Here is an 18916-nt window from a genome sequence, read left to right on the forward strand (position 1 = left end):
GCTGCCGCATACCGCGCCCCCCGTCACGCCGTGCCCCCACTGTGCCGGTCCGGCATATGCCTGAGTCGCCCTTTCAGGCGTCGAGTTGCCGCCTTGCGGGAACACGAGGGGTTTACAAACGGACACACACAGGGACGAATAGGCATATGCCAGTGGATGCCGAGGAAGTCGACCGGGCGGGGGGCGGGGGCGATCTGAGCCCCGCCGCGCGACGCCTCTACGCCTACGCGGTGGAACGGCCGGCCTTCACCGCCGCCGAGGCCACCTCGGCCCTCGGCGTCCGCGCGGGTGCCGCGATCACCGAGCTGGCCGCCGGGCACCTGCTCCAGCGGGCCCCGGGGACGGGCCCGGAGCGGTGGACCGCGGTGGCGCCCCGGGCCGCGGCGGCCCGCGCGCTGGCCCCGCTCGCGCTGCTCGTACGGGAGACCCACGACGAGATGGACCGGCTGCGCGGACGGCTGGAGGCGCTGGTGCCCGCGTACGAGGCGGGGGCCGCGCACCGCGACCTGAGCGGGGCGGGCCGGCTGGAGCTGGTGACGGACCTGGGGGCGGTGCGCGGGCTGATCACGGAGCTGGCGGCGGGGTGCGAGCGGGAACTGCTGACCTCCCAGCCGGGCGGCGGGCGTCCGCAGGAAACCCTGGAGGAGGCGGTCGGGCGGGACGAGTCGCTGCTGGCCCGCGGGGTCCGGATGCGGACGATCTACCAGCACACGGCGCGCTACTCACGGCCGACGGCGGCGTACGTCGAGCGGGTGACGGCGCTGGGCGCGCAGGTGCGGACGCTGGGCGACGGGCTGATGCGGATGCTGATCTTCGACGCGCGGACGGGGCTGATGGCGGTGCCGGACCGGACGGGGGCGGCGCTGGTGGTCCGCGAGCCGAGCGTCGTCCACTTCATGACGGCCGCCTTCGAGCGGTCCTGGCTGGGGGCGCAGCCGTTCGCCACGACGGTGAGTCCGGATGCGGCCCGGTCGATCTCGGACGAGCTGCGGCAGACGATCGTGCGGCTGCTGTCGGAGGGGCTGGAGGACAAGGTGATCGCGCGCCGGCTGGGGATGTCGGAGCGGACGTGCCAGCGGCACATCGCGGAGATCATGCGAACGGTCGGCGCCAAGTCCCGCTTCCAGGCCGGGTACCTGCTCTCCGCCGTGACCGCGTGCCGGGACGCGGAGGAGGGCCCCACAAGCAGCAACGGGCGAGTCCGGTGAGGTGACGCCTCGGCCCGCCGGGTACCACCCGGCGGGCCGGGGCCGACCGTCAGACAAGCGAGGGCAGGATGCCGCGCGGCCACCGGCCCAGCCAGAACGCTGCCGTCGAGGGCTGCTCCTGGTGTTCGGTCGATCCGTCGTGCAGCAGGTACTCGGTCGGAGCCAGGTAGCCCTCACCGCGGTCGAGACGTATGCGGGTGAGGGGGATGCTCTGTCCGCCGGCGACATAGGCGCGATAGTCCTCGGTGTGGGGATACCACTCGTGGTGGTCTTCGGGGTGGACGGCCCGACATACCGCCTGGGCGTCGAGGGCGCCGAGAATGACGTACCGACTTCCGGGGCCGAGGTTCAGGCAGAGCCTTCGGCGGGCGGTGTGCTTCTCCGCGTACGGGAGCTTGTCCCAGTTGTCCAGGTGAAGGCCGACCAGACGACCGTCCCGGTAGTTGTCCGTGGTCGTCGCCATGCCCGCTCTGGCGAGGGCCTGTCCGAGGTACACGGCCTCCGGGTCGCCCATCGGCCGGATGAGGTCTTCGAGCGGGAGACCGTCCCGGAACGGCGGCCGGACGATCTCCACCAGCGTGCTGTCCAGGGGCCTTCGCGGCGCGCTGACGGCCCTGAGGTCCGCGTCGGCCATGGGACGCCACTGGCCGGAGGGGACGACCGAACCCGGCTCGTACTCGACGTCATCGGGTGAGGCCGCCCGGGCGGTGGCGACCTCACAGCGTGCGCGGAGCGCAGCCGGATCGCCGAATGCGATGTGAAGGGGCACGGGGTCTCCGGTTCAGTCGTCGCCGATGGAAATGTCGAGGTCGCTCACCAGGGCCGCGGCCAGTTCGGCTTCCTGCCCGGGGGTGATGCGGATCTTGGACAGATGCGCGACGCCACGGACGGCGGACAGGTCATTGCCCCGCAAATCCGTGTTTCGGTAGCGGCCGGTGCCGAACTCCGTGAGCCTCAGCGTGCAGTCGGTGAACACCGCGCCGGAGAGGTCGCACTCGGTGAACGCGGCCTCTGTGAAGGCGCAGCCGGCAAAGGCGAGGGGACCGGTGGAGCGGACCCTCTCGAAGGTGGCGTAATCAAATCTGCAGCCCTCAAAAAGGACGTCATCGAGTACCAGACCGTCCAGCGCGGCGCCCATCAGCTTGCAGTCACGGACATGTACGCGGGTCAGCTTGCTGTCGCTCCAGCGGGTGGAGCCGAGATCACTGCCGACGATCTCGACGGCGTGGAGGCTCAGGGCGTCGAGCTCGACTCGCCTGGAGCGCAGCCCGGCGATGCGGCCGGTGACGAGCTGGGCATCGGTCAGTTCGAGCGAGCGCAGGTCGGCCTCTTCATACGCGAAGTCCTGGACGGTGCCGCACGCGCTGTCGAGCGACTCGACGTTGTTGAGGCAGAGACCGGGGCCGCCGAGGTCGGGTGTGGTGACGGTGATGTGGCCGAAGGTGCGGGTGGCCATGTGGTGCTCCTTCGCGGAGGTGACAGGGCGGCCCCTCGTTCGCGTGGAACCGCCCCGGTGTCGGGTGCTACTTCTCTGCCTTGCTCCAGTCGTCCCACGTGGGCCGGTTGTCGAACGGGGACGAGCTGGGGTTGTCCCAGGTGGGCCGGTTGTCGAACGTAGCCAGCGCCTGGGTGCCGACAGCCGGCAGCAGGGACTGGAATCCGGCGGCCGAGTCCAGTACGAGGGTGGTGGCGTCAGCGGGCGTGTGCACGGACATGTCGGGTGACTCCTTCGAGTAGGGCGATTTTGGCAGTGGTGCAGTACCGGGTCCTGGTCCCGTCGAACCGGCCGCCGTGCTCGAAGTACCGGTTCGCGGCATGAGCGCCCCCGCAGAACGCGAAGGTGGGGCAGGTGGCGCGGCAGGCGTCGACGCCCTGCCAGAACTCGGCGATCCAGGGGGAGCGCTCCTCGGCCTCGGCCACCAGGACGTCGAGACCGTCCACCAGTACGTTTCCGGTCGTGAAATCCCCGAAGCGGTCGTCGTCGAACCCGGCGAGCTCCGGGGAGAGCATGATCACGCCGCCGTCGTACGCGACGGTCGGAAGTGGGTCCCAGGCCGCCGTGATCGGTGTGGGGGCGCCGTCCTGGGCGCCCAGGACGGCCCCGCGAAGTTGAGGACGCGCTGGACCTCGCGCAGGCGCACCACCGGACTCGCCCGCCAGGCGTCCGCGAGGGCGGCCCAGAACTCCACGGCGCGGGAGTGGTCGGTCCGACGGGAGCCCAGGTTGACGCCTTCCTCCTCCTCAACGTTCACGCCAAGGGTCGTCACGCCGAGTTCGGCGAAGAACTCGTAGAAGCGATGGGCGTCCGCCGGATCGGGATCGGAGACGACCGCGATGGCGGAGAACGGGATGCCGTGGAGCCGGAGACGCTCGATTCCGCGCAGAGTCACGCCGAAGCCCGGGCGTCCGGCGAGGGTGACACGGTGGGCGTTCATGTCCTCGGGGCCGTCGATACTCACTCCCACCTGCACGTCACGCTCCAGGAGGAACTCGCACCACGCGGCATCGACCAGAGCGGCGTTCGTCTGCAGGCTGTGTTTAACGCCGTCGAAGGGGGCCATCAGCTCGGCCAGGCGCTCGCGGCCGGTGGCCAGCGGTTCGCCGCCGTGCCAGACGACCTCGAACCCGGGGCGGCCGGCAGCCCATGTGTTGACCGCCGTGGCCACTCCTTCCGCCACCTGCACCGGCATGAGGTTCTTGACCTTGCGGAAGGGGAGGTAGCAGTACGTGCAGTCCATGGGCAGGCACTGCGTGGTCGGCTGCATGATCACCGAGCGCGGGATGGCGGCGAGCCGGGGTGGGCGGGACATCGTGCTCCTCTCGACGGCGTGCGAGGGGGTGGGGCGATGGCTTCACCGGCCCACGGGCCCGGCGGGGGCGTCAGGGGCGACGATCCATTCCCGTCCCCCTCCTTCGGGCCGCAGGAAAACCGCGCACGGAATGACACGCCGGCTGCAGGGGTCCTCGTACGGGCCGATGAACTGCACTACGGCTTCGCGGTTCTGGGCGGGATCGAACACCCTGGCACCCTCGTAGAGCCACTCGGGCAGGTTCTGGTGGGATGGGGGCGAGGTGGAGAGGTCACTCCTGCTCCTGCCGCTGAGGGTCGGGACTGGATGCTGCCGGTCTCCCTCACCAGAAGACCGTGATGCTCAGTCAACCGCCTTTCACGGAACGTGAGTACGGTGATGGTGGCAGCCGACCGTGAAAGCCGTGAAAGTCGGGGGACCAACATGACGGCAGGCACACCGAACACCGCCCTGGCCGCGCTCTTCGAAGAAACGGGCTGGTCGCGGGGCCAGTTCATCCGGGCCATCGCCCGCGTGGGCACCGAGAGCGGCATTTCCTTCGGCTACGACGAGTCGGCGGTACCGAAGTGGCTGGCGGGAAGCCTGCCGAGGAAACAGGTTCGTCCGCTGGTCTTGGAAGCCCTCTCCCGCAGGCTCGGTCGCCCCGTCAGCGCGTACGCGGCAGGCTTCGCGAATTCACCCGAGCCCTCAGGCCAGACGCCGGATACCGTGGCGGGACTGGTCGATCTCGGGAGCGCTGACATGGATCCCTCACGCAGAAGCGTCCTCGGCGCCGGGCTTTTCTCGGCAGCGGCGGTAATTCCCGGGTGGCCGGACGTCCGCGACCGGTTGCAGCGCGTGCGGGAGGATCCGCACACCCGGATCGGCCGTCCCGAGGTCAGCGCCATCATCTCCATGACCGAGTACATAAGCGATCTCGACGACAAGTTCGGCGGGCGAATGGCCAGGCCGATGGCAGCCGCCTTCCTGGTGAACACGATCGCGCCCGCCCTCAGGGCGACGGCCGGGGACGAGGTGAAGAACGCCTTGCGCTCTGCTACGGCCGATCACCTCTACCTGACCGGGTACATGGCCATGGACGAGCGCGAGGACGGACTGGCGCAGCAGTACTACACCAAGGCCATGGAACTGGCGGGTTCGGCGGGCGACCACCTGACCTACTGCACCACCTTGCGGGGAATGAGCGTCCAGGCAGTCGACCTCGGGCACGGCCCGCTCGCACTGCGCCTGGCTGACGCTGCTGCTGCAGCCTCCCCGCAGGCGGGCCCCCGGATGCTCGCTTTCCTCACCGGCCAGCAGGCGCACGCCGCCGCGCAGACCGGAGATCGGACCGGTGCACTGCAGCGGCTGAGGGCAGCCGAGACAGCCATGGACAAGGCGGAGTCAAGGGCGAAGGCATTCGGGTCCTACGACCCGTCGGCCCTGAACTACCACATCGGGCAGGTACGGTACGAGCTCGGCGACATCGCCGGTTCCATCCAGTCCATGGAGCTCGCGGACCGGCTGCGTGAGCCCGTCTACCGGCGGACCAGGGTCCGGTACAACGCGATGATCGCTGAGCGGAAGCTGGCAGTCGGCCGACTGGAGGAGGCCTGCGTCGACTGGAACCGGGTCCTGGACGACTACCCGCTCGTGCAGTCCGGCCGGTGCGACGATCGCGTCCGGATCATGCTCTCCTCGCTCCGTCCCCACCTCGGCAACGCGCACGCCCGCGAGGCGTACGAGCGGGGCAGGACGATGATCCACACAGGATGACGTTCGCTGTGCCAACGGCTTCCAGGCCGCCTCGTGCCGCAACCTCGCAGGCCCCGGGTGAGAAGGGCGGGCTGAGGACGGCTCGCACGGGGCCGTGTCCCAGGCCCCAGCCGACCCGCCGCCCCAGTCCGACGGGCCGACGGGCCGACGGGCCGACGGACGGAGTCCGGCGCAGCGGCGCGAAGCCGGTGAGGCCGCCTGCGGCCGAACCGCGCGAGCGGTGCGTCAAAAAGGGGTCCCGCGACGAGATGGACCGGCTGCGCGGACGGCTGGAGGCGCTGGTGCCCGCGTACGAGGCGGGGGCGGCGCTGGTGGTCCGCGAGCCGAGCGTCGTCCACTTCATGACGGCCGCCTTCGAGCGGTCCTGGCTGGGGGCGCAGCCGTTCGCCACGACGGTGAGTCCGGATGCGGCCCGGTCGATCTCGGACGAGCTGCGGCAGACGACCACTGCCCGAGCGGGACCCCGGGACCGGCGAACCGGTCCGGTGACGGCGGCCGCCCGAAGCCGCGCGCCGCCCGGCCGGCGCCGACTCCGCTTCCGGGCGGGCCACTTGCCCCCATCGCGCGGGCCGGTCCGCCGCCGTACCCGCTGTTAGCCTGCGGCGATGGGACTGGACATCACCGTGGTCATGGCCGATTGGGAACACCTGGCCAGGATGCCGGCCGCCGCGCGCCTGGACGCCCTGACCGACGCCGTGTGCCCGGACTTCTGCTGCGCCGCGTGCGAGGAGGCCGACAGGGCCGTGCCGGGCGGCTGGGTGTGGCAGCGGCGGACGCCGTGGTGCGCCGAGTACCGGTTCTTCGGGACCACCGGTACGTACGCCTGGCACTTCCAGCTGGCCGAGGCCTGGGAGGGCCTGCGCCCGTCGGCCGCGCCTGCGCTGCGCGAGGCCCTGGACCGTTTCCTGGGCGGCCTGGTCTGGCATGGCCCGGACCAGCGGGCGCGGGCGGACCTGGACGACGGCCCCCGGCCCGCCCCCGGCTTCCCGGGCGACCCCGCACCGTGGCGCCCCGAGGTGCTCGCGCTCGGTTCGCCGGACGAGGTGGCGGCGCTGGCCCGTGCCTGGGAGGCCGCCGCGCCACGGCTGGAGGAGCTCCGGGAGCCCTTCGCCGCCGCGGCCGACCGCCGGCCGGCCTGGTTCGGCGGCTTCGACGTCGCCGGCGCGCTCTTGCGCGAGTGGGGTGAGGTGGTCACGCGGGCCGGGGAGCGCGGCTGGGGGCTCATCGGGCTGCCGTACTGAACGCGCCCGCCTCGGCGGGCGACTCCAGTTCGGGGATCAGGCGGCCCCGGCGGGACAGCAGGAAGCGCTTGAACTCCGCCACCGGCGGGGTGTCGGGGTGGCCGTCCAGCCAGGCGACGCCGATCTGGCGCACCGCGCGCGGCGCCGTCACCGTCAGCTCCACCACCCCCGGCCGGGGCACGGCGGGCGGCGGCAGCAGGGCCACCCCCAGGCCGGCCGCGACCAGGCCGCGCAGGGTCTCGGCCTCCTCGCCCTCGAAGGCGACCTTCGGGGTGAAGCCCGCCTCCGCGCACAGGTCGTCGGTGATGCGCCGCAGGCCGTAGCCCGCCTCCAGCGTGACGAAGGTTTCCTCGGCGGCCTCGGCGAGCCGGATCCGCTTGCGCACCGCGAGGCGGTGGTCGTCCGGGACCACCAGGCGCAGCCGCTGTTCGTCGAGCCGGCGGGCCACCAGGTCGGGGGCGTCGGGCAGGGGCGAGGTCAGGCACAGGTCGAGTTCCCCGGCCCGGAGCTTCTCCAGCATGGCCTCGCCGTAGTTCTGGACGAGGGAGAACCGTACGCGCGGGTGGTCGGCCCGGAAGGCGCGGATCAGGCCGGGCACGGTCTCGGGGCCCAGGGTGTGCAGGAAGCCGAAGGCGACCTTCCCGGAGGACGGGTCGGCGTCCTCCTGGACGGAGCCGGCCGCGTGGGCGATGCCGTCCAGGGCCCGTTCGGCGGAGGCGAGGAAGGTGCGGCCGGCCGTGGTGAGGGCGACGGTGCGGCCCTTGCGGGCGAACAGCGTGACGCCCAGGTCCTGTTCGAGGCGGACCATCGCCCTCGACAGGGTGGACTGCGGGACGCCCAGCTCGTGCGCGGCGCGGGTGACGTGCTCGTGCCGGGCGACGGCGGCGAAGTACGCGAGGCGCGGGGCCAGCAGGCGTGTCACGGCCATGTCTTCTTCGTAACGGTTCGTTGACATGTACGCCCCTGAGCTGTGGTGATGCGCGAGTGGATCGATTATCGCGAATTCGTGCATTGGACGCATGAAAAACAGGGGCCTACCTTCGACGTATGCCTCCCGCTCATACCGGGGCACCCGTCACCTCGGGTGCCTCCACCGCGTCGTTCCCGCAGCCCGAAGCCCACTCCCCCGGCCGCCCCGGCTACCGCCGGATGAGCCTCGCGCTCTTCGCCGCCGGCCTGGCGACCTTCGCCCTCCTCTACTCCACCCAGGCGCTGCTGCCCGCGGTCTCCGCCGGCTTCGGCGTGACGGCCGGTCAGGCCAGCTGGACGGTGTCGGCGGCCACCGGCGCGCTCGCCCTGTTCGTACTGCCGCTCAGCGCGCTGTCCGAACGGTTCGGGCGGACCCGGATGATGACCTGGTCGATGGTGATCGCCGTCGGCGTCGGCCTCCTCGTCCCCTTCGCCCCGAACCTGGAGTGGCTGGTGGCGCTGCGCGCGGTGCAGGGCGCGGCGATCGCCGGGATCCCGGCCTCCGCGATGGCGTACCTCGCGGAGGAGGTCAAGCCGAAGGCCCTGGTCGGGGCGATCGGCCTGTTCGTGGCGGGCAACTCCATCGGCGGCATGAGCGGCCGCATCGTGACCGGCTGGGCCGCGCAGCTGTGGGGCTGGCGGGCCGGGCTGCTGGCCGTCGGGCTGATGGCGCTGGCCTGCGCGGCGGCCTTCCTGGTGCTGGTGCCCCGGGCGCGGTTCTTCCGGCCGGCCTCGCTGAACCCGCGCGCGGTGGGACGTACCGTCGCCGGGCACCTGCGCGACCCGCTGCTGCTGCGGCTCTACGGGATCGGCGCGCTGTTCATGACCGTCTTCGGGGCGGTGTACACGGTCATCGGCTACCGGCTGGTGGACGAGCCGTTCTCGCTGCCGCAGGGCGTGGTCGGCTCGGTGTTCCTCGTCTACCTGGTGGGTACGGCCTCCTCGGCCGCGGCCGGGCAGCTGGTGGCCCGTACGGGGCGGCGCGGGGCGCTGTACCTGGCGGTGACCACGACCGCGCTGGGTCTGCTGCTGTCGCTGGCCGACTCCCTCGCCGCGGTCCTGGCGGGGCTGGTGCTGATCACGGCGGGCTTCTTCGCGGGGCACGCCGTGGCCTCGGCGGCGGTGAGCCGGACGGCGAAGTCGGGCCGGGCGCAGGCCTCCGCGCTCTACCAGTCCGCGTACTACCTGGGCTCCAGCGCGGGCGGCACCCTGGGCGCGCTGGCCTACCACGCCTCGGGCTGGGCGGCCACGGTCGGCATCGCCCTGCTGGCGGTGGTGGGCGTCGCGTCGATCACCCTCTACGGGTCCCACGCGGCCCGGGTGGAGCGGGCCCGCGGACGGCGCCTCGCGGCTCCGGCCGCGGCGGCCCGCTGACCGGCGGGGACGGGACGGGGCCGGCCGGGACAGGCCGGGACGGGCCGGAACCGGCGGACCGGCGGCGAATCGGACAAACGAATCGGACAACAGATCGGGCGGCCGGGCGAACGGCCGTCCGATCTGCATATTTCCCTGTGCCGGACCTCCTGACGAAAGCGGCCCCAGACCCTACGCTCGCGTTGCGACTCGCCGTGTTTCCGGGGCATGGGGCCCCCGAACGCCCGGGGCGAGGGCAGGGGAGGACCCGATGGCGGGGATACGGGTGCGCGCGAAGCGGCGTGCCGCGGTGGTGTTCGGCGGGGCGCTGGCCCTCGCGGTACCGGTGGTGCTGACGGGGGGCGGGCCGGCCCAGGCCGCCGCCACCGCCTCGTGCAACGTGACCACCGGGCCCTACCAGCGTCAGGTGGAGCAGTTCCTGGGGCGGCCGGTGGACGGGGTGCAGTCGGCGGCCGACTGCACGGCGATCCAGTCCTTCCAGGCCACCCACGGGATCACCCCGACGATGGGGTACGCGGGCCCGCTGACCTGGCAGACGATGAACACGATGCTGGCGCAGCGCGCCGCGGGCAAGAACCCGAACGCGGCCGGGACCTGTCCCACCAACCTGGGCCGGATCGCCTGCGTGGACCTGACCCGGCAGCTCAGCTGGATCCAGGACGGCGCGGCGCTGAAGTACGGGCCGGTGCCGGTGCGCACCGGCAAGGCGGAGACCCCCACGCGGACGGGCCTGAAGAAGATCTACTACCGGTCCATCGACCACTGGTCCACGATCTACAACGTCTCGATGCCGTACGCGCAGTTCTTCGACGGCGGTATCGCCTTCCACTCGGTGACCAAGAGCATGTGGAACCCGCCGGGTTCCGGCGGCTGCGTGAACATGACGACGGCCGACGCCAAGGCGTACTGGAACATGCTGGGCAACGGCGAGGACGTCTTCGTGTACGGGCGCAAGCCCGGAACCTGACACTCCGAGCGCTCCCGGCTGCCGTTGTCGGACCCCTCGGGTAGTTTCCGTCGAAGACGGAACTACCTGGGGGCGACACCATGAGTGACCTCGCGACGACATCACCGGACCTCGACGCCGCGATGGACCGGTACCGCGTCGAGCTGACCGGATACTGCTACCGGATGCTCGGTTCGGCCTTCGACGCCGAGGACGCGGTGCAGGACACGTACATCCGTGCCTGGCGGGCGTACGAGAAGTTCGAGGGCCGCTCCTCGCTGCGGTCCTGGCTGTACAGGATCGCCACCAACGTCTGCCTGGACCTGCTGAACGCGGGCAACAAGCGGGCCCGCCCCATGGACTTCGGCGCCCCGCAGCACCAGGCCTCCGCCGTGCTCAACGAGCGGCCCGAGGTGACCTGGCTGGAGCCGGTGCCCGACGGGCGGGTGCTGCCACAGACCGCCGACCCGGCGGAGCTGGCCCTGGCCAAGGAGTCCGTCCGGCTGGCCTTCGTCGCCGCCCTCCAGCACCTGCCGGCCAAGCAGCGGGCCGTGCTGATCCTGCGGGAGGTGCTGGCCTGGAAGGCGGAGGAGGTCGCGCAGCTCCTGGAGACGACGGTGGCCTCGGTGAACAGCGCCCTCCAGCGGGCCCGGGCCACCCTCTCCGGACACCGCGTCCGCGAGAGCGACGCGGCCGACCCCCTCGACGCCGCCCAGGCCGAGCTGCTGGGGCGGTACCTGTCCGCCTTCGAGGCCTACGACATCACCCGGCTGACGGCCCTGCTGCACGAGGACGCGGTGCTGTCGATGCCGCCGTTCGACCTGTGGCTGCGGGGCCACGCCGACATCGCGGCGTGGCACCTCAACCAGGGCATCGGCTGCAAGGGCTCCCGTCTGCTCCCCACCACGGCGAACGGCATGCCGGCCTTCGGCCAGTACCGGCCCGCCGCCTCGGGGACCGGGCACGTGCCGTGGGCGCTCCAGGTCCTGGAGATCTCAGACGGGAAGATCGTCGGCCTCAACGCCTTCCTCGACACCGCCCGGTGGTTCCCGCTGTTCGGACTCCCCGAGCAGCTCTGACAGGCCTACGAGACCCAGCAGGGCCCGCAGCGCGGGGCCGGCGCCGGTCACGGTGAAGGCCCCGCGCCCCCGCGCGGCCAGCCGCAGCCGCGCGAGCACCTCGACGGCCCCGAGCCCCGGCGCGGTCACGGCCCCGGCATCACACACCACCGCGGCGGCCCCGCCCTCGTAGAGCAGGGCCAGCCGCGCGCAGAGCCGCGCCGCGTCCCGCTCGGTGGGGCCGGGTCCGGGTAGTACGAGCCGTCCGATCTTCATGACGGGTTGACCGCCGGCCTTCCCGGAACTCATCGGGGGCCAGCACAATGGCCGGATGGATCTTCCCTCCTACTGGGACCCGCTGCCCACGGCGCACGCCCTCGCGCCCTCCGGCCGGGAGGCCTCCCCGGTGTTCGGCGGCAGGTGGGCGGAGCGGAACTGGCGCAACGTCCCCGGCCCATTCTACGGCGCGGACACCGACTGCATGGAGCTGGGGCGGATGGAGGCCCCGCGCCACGTGGCCTACGACGGCGAGCACGAGTTCGTGTACCGGCAGCCGGTGGACGCGGACGAGACCCGGGCCCTCGTGTGCGCCGCCCAGGTGGAGACGTACTCCGGCTACGCCCGGGACGGCGACGAGCATTGGACGCCGGAGGCCGTGCGCGGCTGGTGGCGCGACCGCGGGCGGGTACGCGAGTGGGCCGTGGCGGCCGGCGCGGAATGGGCCGCGTACGACACGGACCCGCGGTTCTTCCCGCACTACCACGAAGCCGCCCTGGGTCACCGGGACTTCGTCGCCCACATCGACGACGGCCTGGAGGCGTACCTGCGCGGCTACCTGTTCTGGCTGGAACAACGGCGCGCCCCCCGGGCCGGGCAGGCGCTGCCTCGGCTCTGAGGGTCAGGGGCGGGGGAAGCCGAAGGTGTCGAGGGTGAGCTCGAACGGCTCGGGAAGGCGGACGGCCTCGCCGAACTTGCCCGCGTGCAGGACGCGGTACTTGCCGTCGCCGGGCTCGCCGTACAGGTGGATCGTGGGACTACCGGTCGCGTGCGGGTCGATGAGGAGGTACAGGGGGACGCCTGCGGCGGCGTAGCCGTTGAGCTTGGACACGCGGTCGTTGACGGCGTTCGACCTGGACGTGATCTCGACGACGAGCTCGGCGGCGCCCGCGGGGGTGCAGTTCTCCCCTTCCGGAACCGCCTCCCTCGGGACGACCACGAGGTCCGGAATGTAGAGCCCAGCGCGGCTGGGGACCTCCACATTGAGGGTCTGGAAGACCTCCCAGTCGTCGGGGATCGCCGTGTACAGGCGGCGCTGTACCGCTGCGGCAATCAGGTTGTGGTCGTTGACGGGCGGTGGTGCCACGGTGACGATCCCCTCGATGATCTCCACCTTGCAGCCCTCCGGCACATCCGTCCCCTCCCAGAGGCGGACCGCCGAGTCCCAGTCGTCACCGCTCGGCTGCTGGTGCTCGACTGCGAGTGCGCTCATGGGGTGCTCCTATCGGTACGTCACCGATCCCAGCATGACGAACGGGACCGGTGGGCGTCCACCGGTCCCGTTCAGCCGTACGGATGAGCCGCGCGTCAGGCGATGCGGTCCAGCACGATCGGGGTGGCCGAGAAGGCCGTGCCCGCCGGGGCCACGTCGTAGGAGCCCTCCAGGGAGGCCAGGGCGTACTCGAACTTCTCCGGGGTGTCCGTGTGCAGGGTCATCAGCGGCTGGCCCGCGGTGACCGTGTCGCCCGGCTTCGCGTGCAGCTCGATGCCCGCGCCGGCCTGGACCGGGTCCTCCTTGCGGGCGCGGCCCGCGCCCAGGCGCCAGGCGCCGACGCCGACGGCGTACGCGTCGAGGCGGGTCAGGACGCCCGAGGCCGAGGCGGTGACCACGTGCTGCTCGCGGGCCACCGGCAGGGCGGCGTCCGGGTCGCCGCCCTGGGCGGAGATCATCCGGCGCCACACGTCCATCGCGGAGCCGTCGGCCAGGGCCTTCGCCGGGTCGGCGTCCTTGATGCCCGCGGCGTCCAGCATCTCGCGGGCCAGGGCCAGCGTCAGGTCGACCACGTCGGAGGGGCCGCCGCCGGCCAGGACCTCGACGGACTCGCGGATCTCCAGGGCGTTGCCCGCGGTCAGGCCCAGCGGGGTGGACATGTCGGTGAGCAGGGCGATCGTCTTGACGCCGCTGTCGGTGCCGAGGGCCACCATGGTGGAGGCCAGCTCGCGGGCGTCCTCGATGTTCTTCATGAACGCGCCGGTGCCGACCTTGACGTCCAGGACGAGCGAGCCCGTACCCTCGGCGATCTTCTTCGACATGATCGAGGAGGCGATCAGCGGGATGGCCTCGACGGTGCCGGTGACGTCGCGCAGGGCGTACAGCTTCTTGTCGGCGGGGGCCAGGCCGTCGCCCGCCGCGCAGATGACGGCGCCGGTGGTGTCGAGGACGTTCAGCATCTCCTCGTTGGAGAGCAGCGCCCGCCAGCCCGGGATGGACTCCAGCTTGTCCAGGGTGCCGCCGGTGTGGCCCAGGCCGCGGCCGGAGAGCTGCGGCACGGCCGCGCCGCAGGCGGCGACGAGCGGGGCCAGCGGGAGGGTGATCTTGTCGCCGACGCCGCCGGTGGAGTGCTTGTCGGCGGTCGGGCGGGAGAGGGAGTCGAAGTTCATCCGCTCGCCGGAGGCGATCATCGCGGCGGTCCAGCGGGCGATCTCGGCCCGGTTCATGCCGTTCAGCAGGATGGCCATGGCCAGCGCGGACATCTGCTCGTCGGCGACGACCCCGCGGGTGTAGGCGTCGATGACCCAGTCGATCTGCTCGGGGCTCAGCTCACCGCGGTCCCGCTTGGTCCGGATGACGGAGATGACGTCCATGAGGTGACTTCCTTCTACGCGCATAGAGATGAGGGAGGGGGTTCAGAGGAATTCAAGAGGAATCCAAGGGGGGCTCCAGCGGGACCCGACCGGCCCGGAGGAAGCGGGACGGCCCTCCGCCCGGCAGGGGCGGAGGGCCGTCGGCACGGCTATCTCAGGTGGTCGGGCCCGAAGGCCTGCGGCAGCATCGCGCTCAGCGGGAGGATCCCGTCGGGCGTGTCCACCAGCAGGTCCGGGCCGCCGAACTCGTAGAGCAGCTGGCGGCAGCGCCCGCAGGGGACGAGGCTCTGGCCCTTGCCGTCCACGCACGTGAAGTGGGTGAGACGGCCGCCCCCGGTGGCCTGGAGGGAGGAGACCAGACCGCATTCGGCGCACAGGCCGAGTCCGTAGCTCGCGTTCTCGACGTTGCAGCCGGTGACGACCCGGCCGTCGTCGGCCAACGCGGCCACCCCGACCGGGAAGCCCGAGTAGGGGGCGTACGCCCGGGTCATCGCGACCCGGGCGGCGGCCCGCAGGGCCTCCCAGTCCACCGCGTGCTCCGCGGTCACTTGCCCTGGCCCTTGCGGTACGGCATGCCGTCCGCCTTGGGCATGCGCAGGCGCTGCGCCGACAGGGCGAGCACGAGCAGCGTGGTCAGGTACGGGGCGGCGTCGACGAACTGGCTCGGCACCTGGTCGGTGAGCGCGTACCAGATGAAGAGCCCGGCGGCGCAGACCGCCGCGATGGCGGCCTGGACGTGCTTCTTCTTGTACAGCTGCCAGACGACGACGAGCACCAGCAGGATCGCCAGGAGCAGCAGCATCGCGTGGACGTTCTCGGCACCGCCGCGCAGCCGGAGGCTGTAGGTGAAGCCGAAGATGCCCGAGCCCAGGGCCATGCCGCCCGGCATCCAGTTACCGAAGATCATCGCGGCGAGACCGATGTAACCGCGGCCGCCGGTCTGGCCCTCCTGGTAGATGCCCGTGGAGACGATCGCGAGGAAGGCGCCGCCGAGACCGGCCATCGCGCCGGAGGCGACCACGGCGATGTACTTGTACTTGTAGACGTTGACGCCGAGGGACTCGGCGGCGATCGGGTTCTCACCGCAGGAGCGCAGTCGCAGGCCGAAGGCCGTGCGCCACAGCACCCACCAGGTGGCGGGGACCAGGAGCACCGCGACGACGGTCAGCAGCGAGAGGTTGGTGACCAGACCGCCGATGACGCCGGCGGCGTCCGAGATCAGGAACCAGTGCTTGCCCTGGAGCGTCGCCATCCAGTCCGAGAGCCCGGGGATCGTGATCTCGGTGATCGGATCGATGCGCGGGGACTGCTTGGAGGAGCCGCCCGGGGTCTTGTCGAAGGTGAAGTTCGACAGGTACTGGGTGAAGCCGACGGCCAGGATGTTGATCGCCACACCGGAGACGATGTGGTTCACGTTGAAGGTGACGGTGATGATCGCGTGCAGCAGACCGCCGATGGCGCCGCCGACGATGCCCAGCAGGACGCCGGTCCACGGACCCCACTGGTAGCCGGCCCAGGCGCCGAACCAGGTGCCGAGGATCATCATGCCTTCGAGGCCGATGTTGACCACGCCCGCGCGCTCGGCCCACAGGCCGCCGAGGCCCGCGAGGGCGATCGGCACCGCGAGCTGGAGGGCGCCGGAGACCTGGCCGACGGAGGTCAGGTCGTTGGCTCCGGAGATCAGGCGGACGATCGAGACCAGTACGAGGCCTCCCGCGATCATCAGCAGGATCCAGGGCAGGGTGAGCTTGCGGCGGCCGCCGCCCTTCTTGGGCGCGGCGCTCGTCGCGGAAACGGTGCTGGTGCTCACGCCGCGACCTCCTTGTTGTCGGTCTTGAGGGCGTGGCCGGCGGCCAGCTCTTCGCCGACCTTCTGCTGCTGGCGGCGGATGCCGTAGCGGCGGACGAGCTCGTAGCTGACGACGACCGCGATCACGATCAGGCCCTGCATGATCGTGCCGATCTCCTTGGCGTAGCCCTCGGTGTCGAGACCGGCGGACGCCTTGTCGATGAAGGCGATCAGGAAGGCCGAGAAGAAGATGCCGATCGGGTTGTTGCGGCCGAGCAGCGCGACGGTGATGCCGGTGAAGCCGACACCCAGCGGGAAGGACAGGTTGTACGTGTGCGACTCGCCCAGCAGCAGCGGCATGCCGGTCAGACCGGCGACCGCGCCCGAGATGAGCATCGCAGTCATGATCATCTTCTTGGGCTCGACACCGGAGGCCTGCGCGGCGGACTCGCTGGCGCCGGAGGCGCGCAGGTCGAAGCCGAAGCGGGTGCGGTTGAGCACGAACCAGTAGACGACGCCGAGCGCGAAGGCGATGAAGGTGAAGCCGTAGATGTCGCCGCCGGACAGGGACAGGGCCGGGAACCAGCCGGACTCCGGAATGTCACCGGTGGTCAGGTCGTTGGAGCCGGCCGGCTGCACGCCGAAGTTCTTCGGCAGGATCAGCCAGGCGATCAGCGAGGTGGCGATGGCGTTGAGCATGATCGTGGAGACGACCTCGCTCACCCCGCGCCGCGCCTTGAGGACACCCGCGATGCCGGACCAGAAGGCACCGGTCGCCATGGCGACGAGCACGATCAGCAGGACGTGCAGCGGAGCCGGCAGCGAGACCGAGGCGCCGACCACGGCGGAGACCATCGCCGCGAGGCGGTACTGGCCGTCGACGCCGATGTTGAAGAGGTTCATCCGGAAGCCGATGGCGACGGCCAGGGCTGCCAGGAAGTAGATGCCGGCCTGATTGACGATCAGGACCTGGATGTCCTCGTAGCCCGCCTGCTCGATCATGATCCGCAGCGGGTCGATCGGGTCCACGCCCGAAGCGGCCAGCACGATCATGGTCAGCACCAGGGCGCTGACCAGTGCGAGCGCCGGTCCGGCGGCTGCGAGGAGCAGCCGGTCCTTGTCGAATTTCTTCATCGGGCCTCGTCCTCCGTGGTGTCGCCGTCGACCCCGGCGGAGTGGTCGTCTTGGGCTTCGAGGTGCCCGCTGGCGGCGCCGGTCATGGCGGTACCGAGCTCCTCGGGGGTGATCGTCGCAGGGTCGGCGTCCGCCACCAGGCGGCCGCGGTAGATGACGCGCAGGGTGTCGGACAGGCCGATCAGCTCGTCCAGGTCCGCCGAGATCAGGAGCACGGCCAGGCCCTCGCGACGGGCCTCGCGGATGGCGTCCCAGATCTGCGCCTGCGCGCCGACGTCCACACCACGGGTGGGGTGGGCGGCGATGAGGAACTTCGGGTTGTGGCTCATCTCGCGGCCGACGATCAGCTTCTGCTGGTTGCCGCCGGAGAGCGAGGCCGCGGTGACGTCGATACCGGGGGTGCGGACGTCGTACTCGCGGACGATCCGCTCGGTGTCCTTGCGGGCGGCCTTCGGGTCGAGGATGCCGCCCTTGGAGTTGGGCCGCTCGGTGACGTGGCCGAGGATGCGGTTCTCCCAGAGGGGGGACTCCAGGAGCAGGCCGTGCCGGTGGCGGTCCTCGGGGATGTAACCGATGCCGCCCTCGCGGCGCTTGCGGACCGGCATCCTGGTGATGTCGGCGCCGTCGAGGGTGATGACGCCCGCGTCGGGGGTGATCATGCCCATGAGGGCCTCGATCAGCTCCGTCTGGCCGTTGCCCTCGACGCCGGCGATGCCGAGGATCTCACCCTTGTGGATGGTGAAGCCGATCCCGTCGAGCAGGAGGCGGCCGGCGACCGGGGCCTCGCGCAGGTCGGTGTCGGAGTCGCCCAGGGCCGGTGCGGAGGTCTCGGGGGCCGTGACGGTGCCCGACTCGGCGACGGTCAGGCTCTCGACCTTGAGCATCGCGGTCGTGGTCACCGTGGACTCGCGGGTCTCCGGCGAGGGCAGCTCGGTGCCGACCATCAGCTCGGCGAGCTGCTTGGTCGTCGCCGTCTTCGGGTCGGCGGTGCCGACCGTGGTGCCGCGCCGGATGACGGTGATGTCGTCGGCGACCTTCAGCACCTCGCCCAGCTTGTGCGAGATGAAGATGACGGTCAGGCCCTCGGCCTTGAGCTCGCGCAGGTTGTCGAAGAGCGCGTCCACTTCCTGCGGCACGAGCACGGCGGTGGGCTCGTCGAGGATGAGGGTCTTCGCGCCGCGGTAGAGGACCTTGAGGATCTCCACGCGCTGGCGGTCGGCGACACCGAGGTCCTCGATCAGGGCGTCGGGGCGCGCGCCGAGGCCGTACGCGTCCGAGATCTCCATGATCTTCTTGCGGGCCTTGGCGCCGATGCCGTAGAGCTTCTCGCCGCCGAGGACGACGTTCTCCAGGACGGTGAGGTTGTCGGCCAGCATGAAGTGCTGGTGAACCATGCCGATGCCGCGGGCGATGGCCTCGCCCGGGTTGTTGAAGGAGACCTGCTCCCCGTCGATGGCGATGGTGCCCTCGTCCGGCTTCTGCATGCCGTAGAGGATCTTCATCAGGGTCGACTTGCCGGCACCGTTCTCACCGATGAGGGCGTGGACCGTGCCCTTGCGGACGGAGATGGCGATGTCCTTGTTGGCGACGACGCCGGGGAAACGCTTGGTGATGCCGTGCAGTTCTACGGCGAGAGGGGGGCTGGACGCGTTGATGACGCACTCTCCTTGGCGCGGAAGGAGCTGGAAAGCCAAGTTGGCAGGGGGGACAGGGCGGGGGAGAGAAGGTATCGCGTCCACGATGCCTCTACGCGCGTAGCACTGTCGAAAGT

Annotated in this window: 21 protein-coding genes; 8 read left to right on the top strand and 13 right to left on the bottom strand. The window is 71.3% G+C overall.

Going from position 1 to position 18916, the window contains the following annotated elements; all coding sequences use genetic code 11:
- Positions 1–152: 152 nt before the first annotated feature.
- Positions 153–1208 carry a LuxR C-terminal-related transcriptional regulator gene (locus tag OG295_RS12785; protein WP_371676998.1) on the top strand — a complete coding sequence of 352 codons (1056 nt, stop codon included), beginning with the start codon at positions 153–155 and terminating at the stop codon, positions 1206–1208.
- Between the two features lie 49 nt (positions 1209–1257).
- Here OG295_RS12785 and OG295_RS12790 read toward each other — a convergent pair whose 3' ends face one another.
- The 5 genes from OG295_RS12790 to OG295_RS12810 all read right to left on the bottom strand — a co-directional run bounded on the left by OG295_RS12790 (position 1258) and on the right by OG295_RS12810 (position 4018).
- Entirely contained in the window at positions 1258–1977 is a 720-nt protein-coding gene (locus OG295_RS12790) for a hypothetical protein (RefSeq protein ID WP_371676999.1), read from the bottom strand.
- Positions 1978–1989: 12 nt separating this feature from the next.
- The gene (locus OG295_RS12795) at positions 1990–2664 is read right to left on the bottom strand and encodes a pentapeptide repeat-containing protein (protein ID WP_371677000.1); all 675 of its coding nucleotides are present in this window, start codon (positions 2662–2664) and stop codon (positions 1990–1992) included.
- Positions 2665–2731: 67 nt separating this feature from the next.
- Positions 2732–2923 (bottom strand): multiple cyclophane-containing RiPP AmcA, encoded by a 192-nt coding sequence (gene amcA / locus OG295_RS12800; protein ID WP_371677001.1) that lies wholly within the window; start codon positions 2921–2923, stop codon positions 2732–2734.
- On the bottom strand, positions 2901–3224 hold the full coding sequence (locus tag OG295_RS12805) for a hypothetical protein (RefSeq protein ID WP_371677003.1): 324 nt from the start codon (positions 3222–3224) through the stop codon (positions 2901–2903). The genes amcA and OG295_RS12805 overlap by 23 nt, the downstream gene beginning before the upstream one ends.
- Positions 3221–4018 (bottom strand): radical SAM protein, encoded by a 798-nt coding sequence (locus OG295_RS12810; RefSeq protein WP_371677004.1) that lies wholly within the window; start codon positions 4016–4018, stop codon positions 3221–3223. The genes OG295_RS12805 and OG295_RS12810 overlap by 4 nt, the downstream gene beginning before the upstream one ends.
- 423 nt (positions 4019–4441) lie before the next feature.
- On the opposite strand from OG295_RS12810, the gene OG295_RS12815 reads away from it, so the two are divergent.
- The 3 genes from OG295_RS12815 to OG295_RS12825 all read left to right on the top strand — a co-directional run bounded on the left by OG295_RS12815 (position 4442) and on the right by OG295_RS12825 (position 7014).
- Positions 4442–5773 carry a tetratricopeptide repeat protein gene (locus tag OG295_RS12815; protein WP_371681176.1) on the top strand — a complete coding sequence of 444 codons (1332 nt, stop codon included), beginning with the start codon at positions 4442–4444 and terminating at the stop codon, positions 5771–5773.
- Positions 5774–5961: 188 nt separating this feature from the next.
- On the top strand, positions 5962–6369 hold the full coding sequence (locus tag OG295_RS12820) for a hypothetical protein (protein WP_371677005.1): 408 nt from the start codon (positions 5962–5964) through the stop codon (positions 6367–6369).
- 9 nt (positions 6370–6378) lie between these two features.
- Positions 6379–7014: a hypothetical protein gene (locus OG295_RS12825; protein WP_371677006.1), complete on the top strand. Its 636-nt coding sequence runs from the start codon at positions 6379–6381 to the stop codon at positions 7012–7014.
- On the opposite strand, the gene OG295_RS12830 is transcribed toward OG295_RS12825, so the two are convergent.
- Positions 6995–7942 (bottom strand): LysR family transcriptional regulator, encoded by a 948-nt coding sequence (locus tag OG295_RS12830; protein WP_371677007.1) that lies wholly within the window; start codon positions 7940–7942, stop codon positions 6995–6997. The two genes, OG295_RS12825 and OG295_RS12830, sit on opposite strands and share 20 nt — an antisense overlap.
- 119 nt (positions 7943–8061) lie before the next feature.
- Between OG295_RS12830 and OG295_RS12835 the strand changes: the two genes are divergently transcribed.
- From OG295_RS12835 to OG295_RS12845, 3 genes are all read left to right on the top strand, one after another.
- Positions 8062–9357, top strand: a complete 1296-nt coding sequence (locus tag OG295_RS12835; protein WP_371677008.1) for an MFS transporter — start codon at positions 8062–8064, stop codon at positions 9355–9357.
- A 250-nt stretch (positions 9358–9607) separates the two neighbouring features.
- Positions 9608–10324, top strand: coding sequence for a L,D-transpeptidase family protein (locus OG295_RS12840; protein WP_371677009.1), 717 nt, complete (start codon positions 9608–9610; stop codon positions 10322–10324).
- 80 nt (positions 10325–10404) lie between these two features.
- Positions 10405–11382, top strand: coding sequence for a sigma-70 family RNA polymerase sigma factor (locus OG295_RS12845; RefSeq protein ID WP_371677010.1), 978 nt, complete (start codon positions 10405–10407; stop codon positions 11380–11382).
- Here OG295_RS12845 and OG295_RS12850 read toward each other — a convergent pair.
- Positions 11299–11670 carry an STAS domain-containing protein gene (locus OG295_RS12850; RefSeq protein ID WP_371677011.1) on the bottom strand — a complete coding sequence of 124 codons (372 nt, stop codon included), beginning with the start codon at positions 11668–11670 and terminating at the stop codon, positions 11299–11301. The genes OG295_RS12845 and OG295_RS12850 overlap by 84 nt on opposite strands.
- 22 nt (positions 11671–11692) lie before the next feature.
- Between OG295_RS12850 and OG295_RS12855 the strand changes: the two genes are divergently transcribed.
- The gene (locus tag OG295_RS12855) at positions 11693–12256 is read left to right on the top strand and encodes a ferredoxin (protein ID WP_371677012.1); all 564 of its coding nucleotides are present in this window, start codon (positions 11693–11695) and stop codon (positions 12254–12256) included.
- Positions 12257–12259: 3 nt separating this feature from the next.
- Here OG295_RS12855 and OG295_RS12860 read toward each other — a convergent pair whose 3' ends face one another.
- The 6 genes from OG295_RS12860 to OG295_RS12885 form a co-directional block, all read right to left on the bottom strand.
- Positions 12260–12850, bottom strand: coding sequence for a Uma2 family endonuclease (locus tag OG295_RS12860; RefSeq protein WP_371677013.1), 591 nt, complete (start codon positions 12848–12850; stop codon positions 12260–12262).
- Between the two features lie 95 nt (positions 12851–12945).
- Complete coding sequence (locus tag OG295_RS12865; RefSeq protein WP_371677014.1) at positions 12946–14223, bottom strand: thymidine phosphorylase; 1278 nt, start codon at positions 14221–14223, stop codon at positions 12946–12948.
- A gap of 149 nt (positions 14224–14372) precedes the next feature.
- Positions 14373–14771 (bottom strand): cytidine deaminase, encoded by a 399-nt coding sequence (locus OG295_RS12870; RefSeq protein WP_371677015.1) that lies wholly within the window; start codon positions 14769–14771, stop codon positions 14373–14375.
- Positions 14768–16033, bottom strand: coding sequence for an ABC transporter permease (locus tag OG295_RS12875; RefSeq protein WP_371677016.1), 1266 nt, complete (start codon positions 16031–16033; stop codon positions 14768–14770). The genes OG295_RS12870 and OG295_RS12875 overlap by 4 nt, the downstream gene beginning before the upstream one ends.
- Positions 16030–17145 carry an ABC transporter permease gene (locus OG295_RS12880; protein WP_371677017.1) on the bottom strand — a complete coding sequence of 372 codons (1116 nt, stop codon included), beginning with the start codon at positions 17143–17145 and terminating at the stop codon, positions 16030–16032. The genes OG295_RS12875 and OG295_RS12880 overlap by 4 nt, the downstream gene beginning before the upstream one ends.
- Positions 17142–18839, bottom strand: a complete 1698-nt coding sequence (locus OG295_RS12885) for an ABC transporter ATP-binding protein (RefSeq protein ID WP_371677018.1) — start codon at positions 18837–18839, stop codon at positions 17142–17144. Before OG295_RS12885 ends, OG295_RS12880 begins: the two co-directional genes overlap by 4 nt.
- Positions 18840–18916 lie beyond the last annotated feature (77 nt).

The organism is Streptomyces sp. NBC_01276 (genome assembly GCF_041435355.1).
GTDB lineage: Bacteria > Actinomycetota > Actinomycetes > Streptomycetales > Streptomycetaceae > Streptomyces.

What these genes read in the sequence shown, in the direction of transcription:
- OG295_RS12795 (WP_371677000.1), bottom strand. Translation starts at nt 2,664, where the DNA reads ATGGCCACCCGCACCTTCGGCCACATCACCGTCACCACACCCGACCTC.
- amcA (WP_371677001.1), bottom strand. Translation starts at nt 2,923, where the DNA reads ATGTCCGTGCACACGCCCGCTGACGCCACCACCCTCGTACTGGACTCG.
- OG295_RS12810 (WP_371677004.1), bottom strand. Translation starts at nt 4,018, where the DNA reads ATGTCCCGCCCACCCCGGCTCGCCGCCATCCCGCGCTCGGTGATCATG.
- OG295_RS12815 (WP_371681176.1), top strand. Translation starts at nt 4,442, where the DNA reads ATGACGGCAGGCACACCGAACACCGCCCTGGCCGCGCTCTTCGAAGAA.
- OG295_RS12825 (WP_371677006.1), top strand. Translation starts at nt 6,379, where the DNA reads ATGGGACTGGACATCACCGTGGTCATGGCCGATTGGGAACACCTGGCC.
- OG295_RS12830 (WP_371677007.1), bottom strand. Translation starts at nt 7,942, where the DNA reads ATGGCCGTGACACGCCTGCTGGCCCCGCGCCTCGCGTACTTCGCCGCC.
- OG295_RS12835 (WP_371677008.1), top strand. Translation starts at nt 8,062, where the DNA reads ATGCCTCCCGCTCATACCGGGGCACCCGTCACCTCGGGTGCCTCCACC.
- OG295_RS12840 (WP_371677009.1), top strand. Translation starts at nt 9,608, where the DNA reads ATGGCGGGGATACGGGTGCGCGCGAAGCGGCGTGCCGCGGTGGTGTTC.
- OG295_RS12845 (WP_371677010.1), top strand. Translation starts at nt 10,405, where the DNA reads ATGAGTGACCTCGCGACGACATCACCGGACCTCGACGCCGCGATGGAC.
- OG295_RS12850 (WP_371677011.1), bottom strand. Translation starts at nt 11,670, where the DNA reads ATGAGTTCCGGGAAGGCCGGCGGTCAACCCGTCATGAAGATCGGACGG.
- OG295_RS12855 (WP_371677012.1), top strand. Translation starts at nt 11,693, where the DNA reads ATGGATCTTCCCTCCTACTGGGACCCGCTGCCCACGGCGCACGCCCTC.
- OG295_RS12860 (WP_371677013.1), bottom strand. Translation starts at nt 12,850, where the DNA reads ATGAGCGCACTCGCAGTCGAGCACCAGCAGCCGAGCGGTGACGACTGG.
- OG295_RS12865 (WP_371677014.1), bottom strand. Translation starts at nt 14,223, where the DNA reads ATGGACGTCATCTCCGTCATCCGGACCAAGCGGGACCGCGGTGAGCTG.
- OG295_RS12880 (WP_371677017.1), bottom strand. Translation starts at nt 17,145, where the DNA reads ATGAAGAAATTCGACAAGGACCGGCTGCTCCTCGCAGCCGCCGGACCG.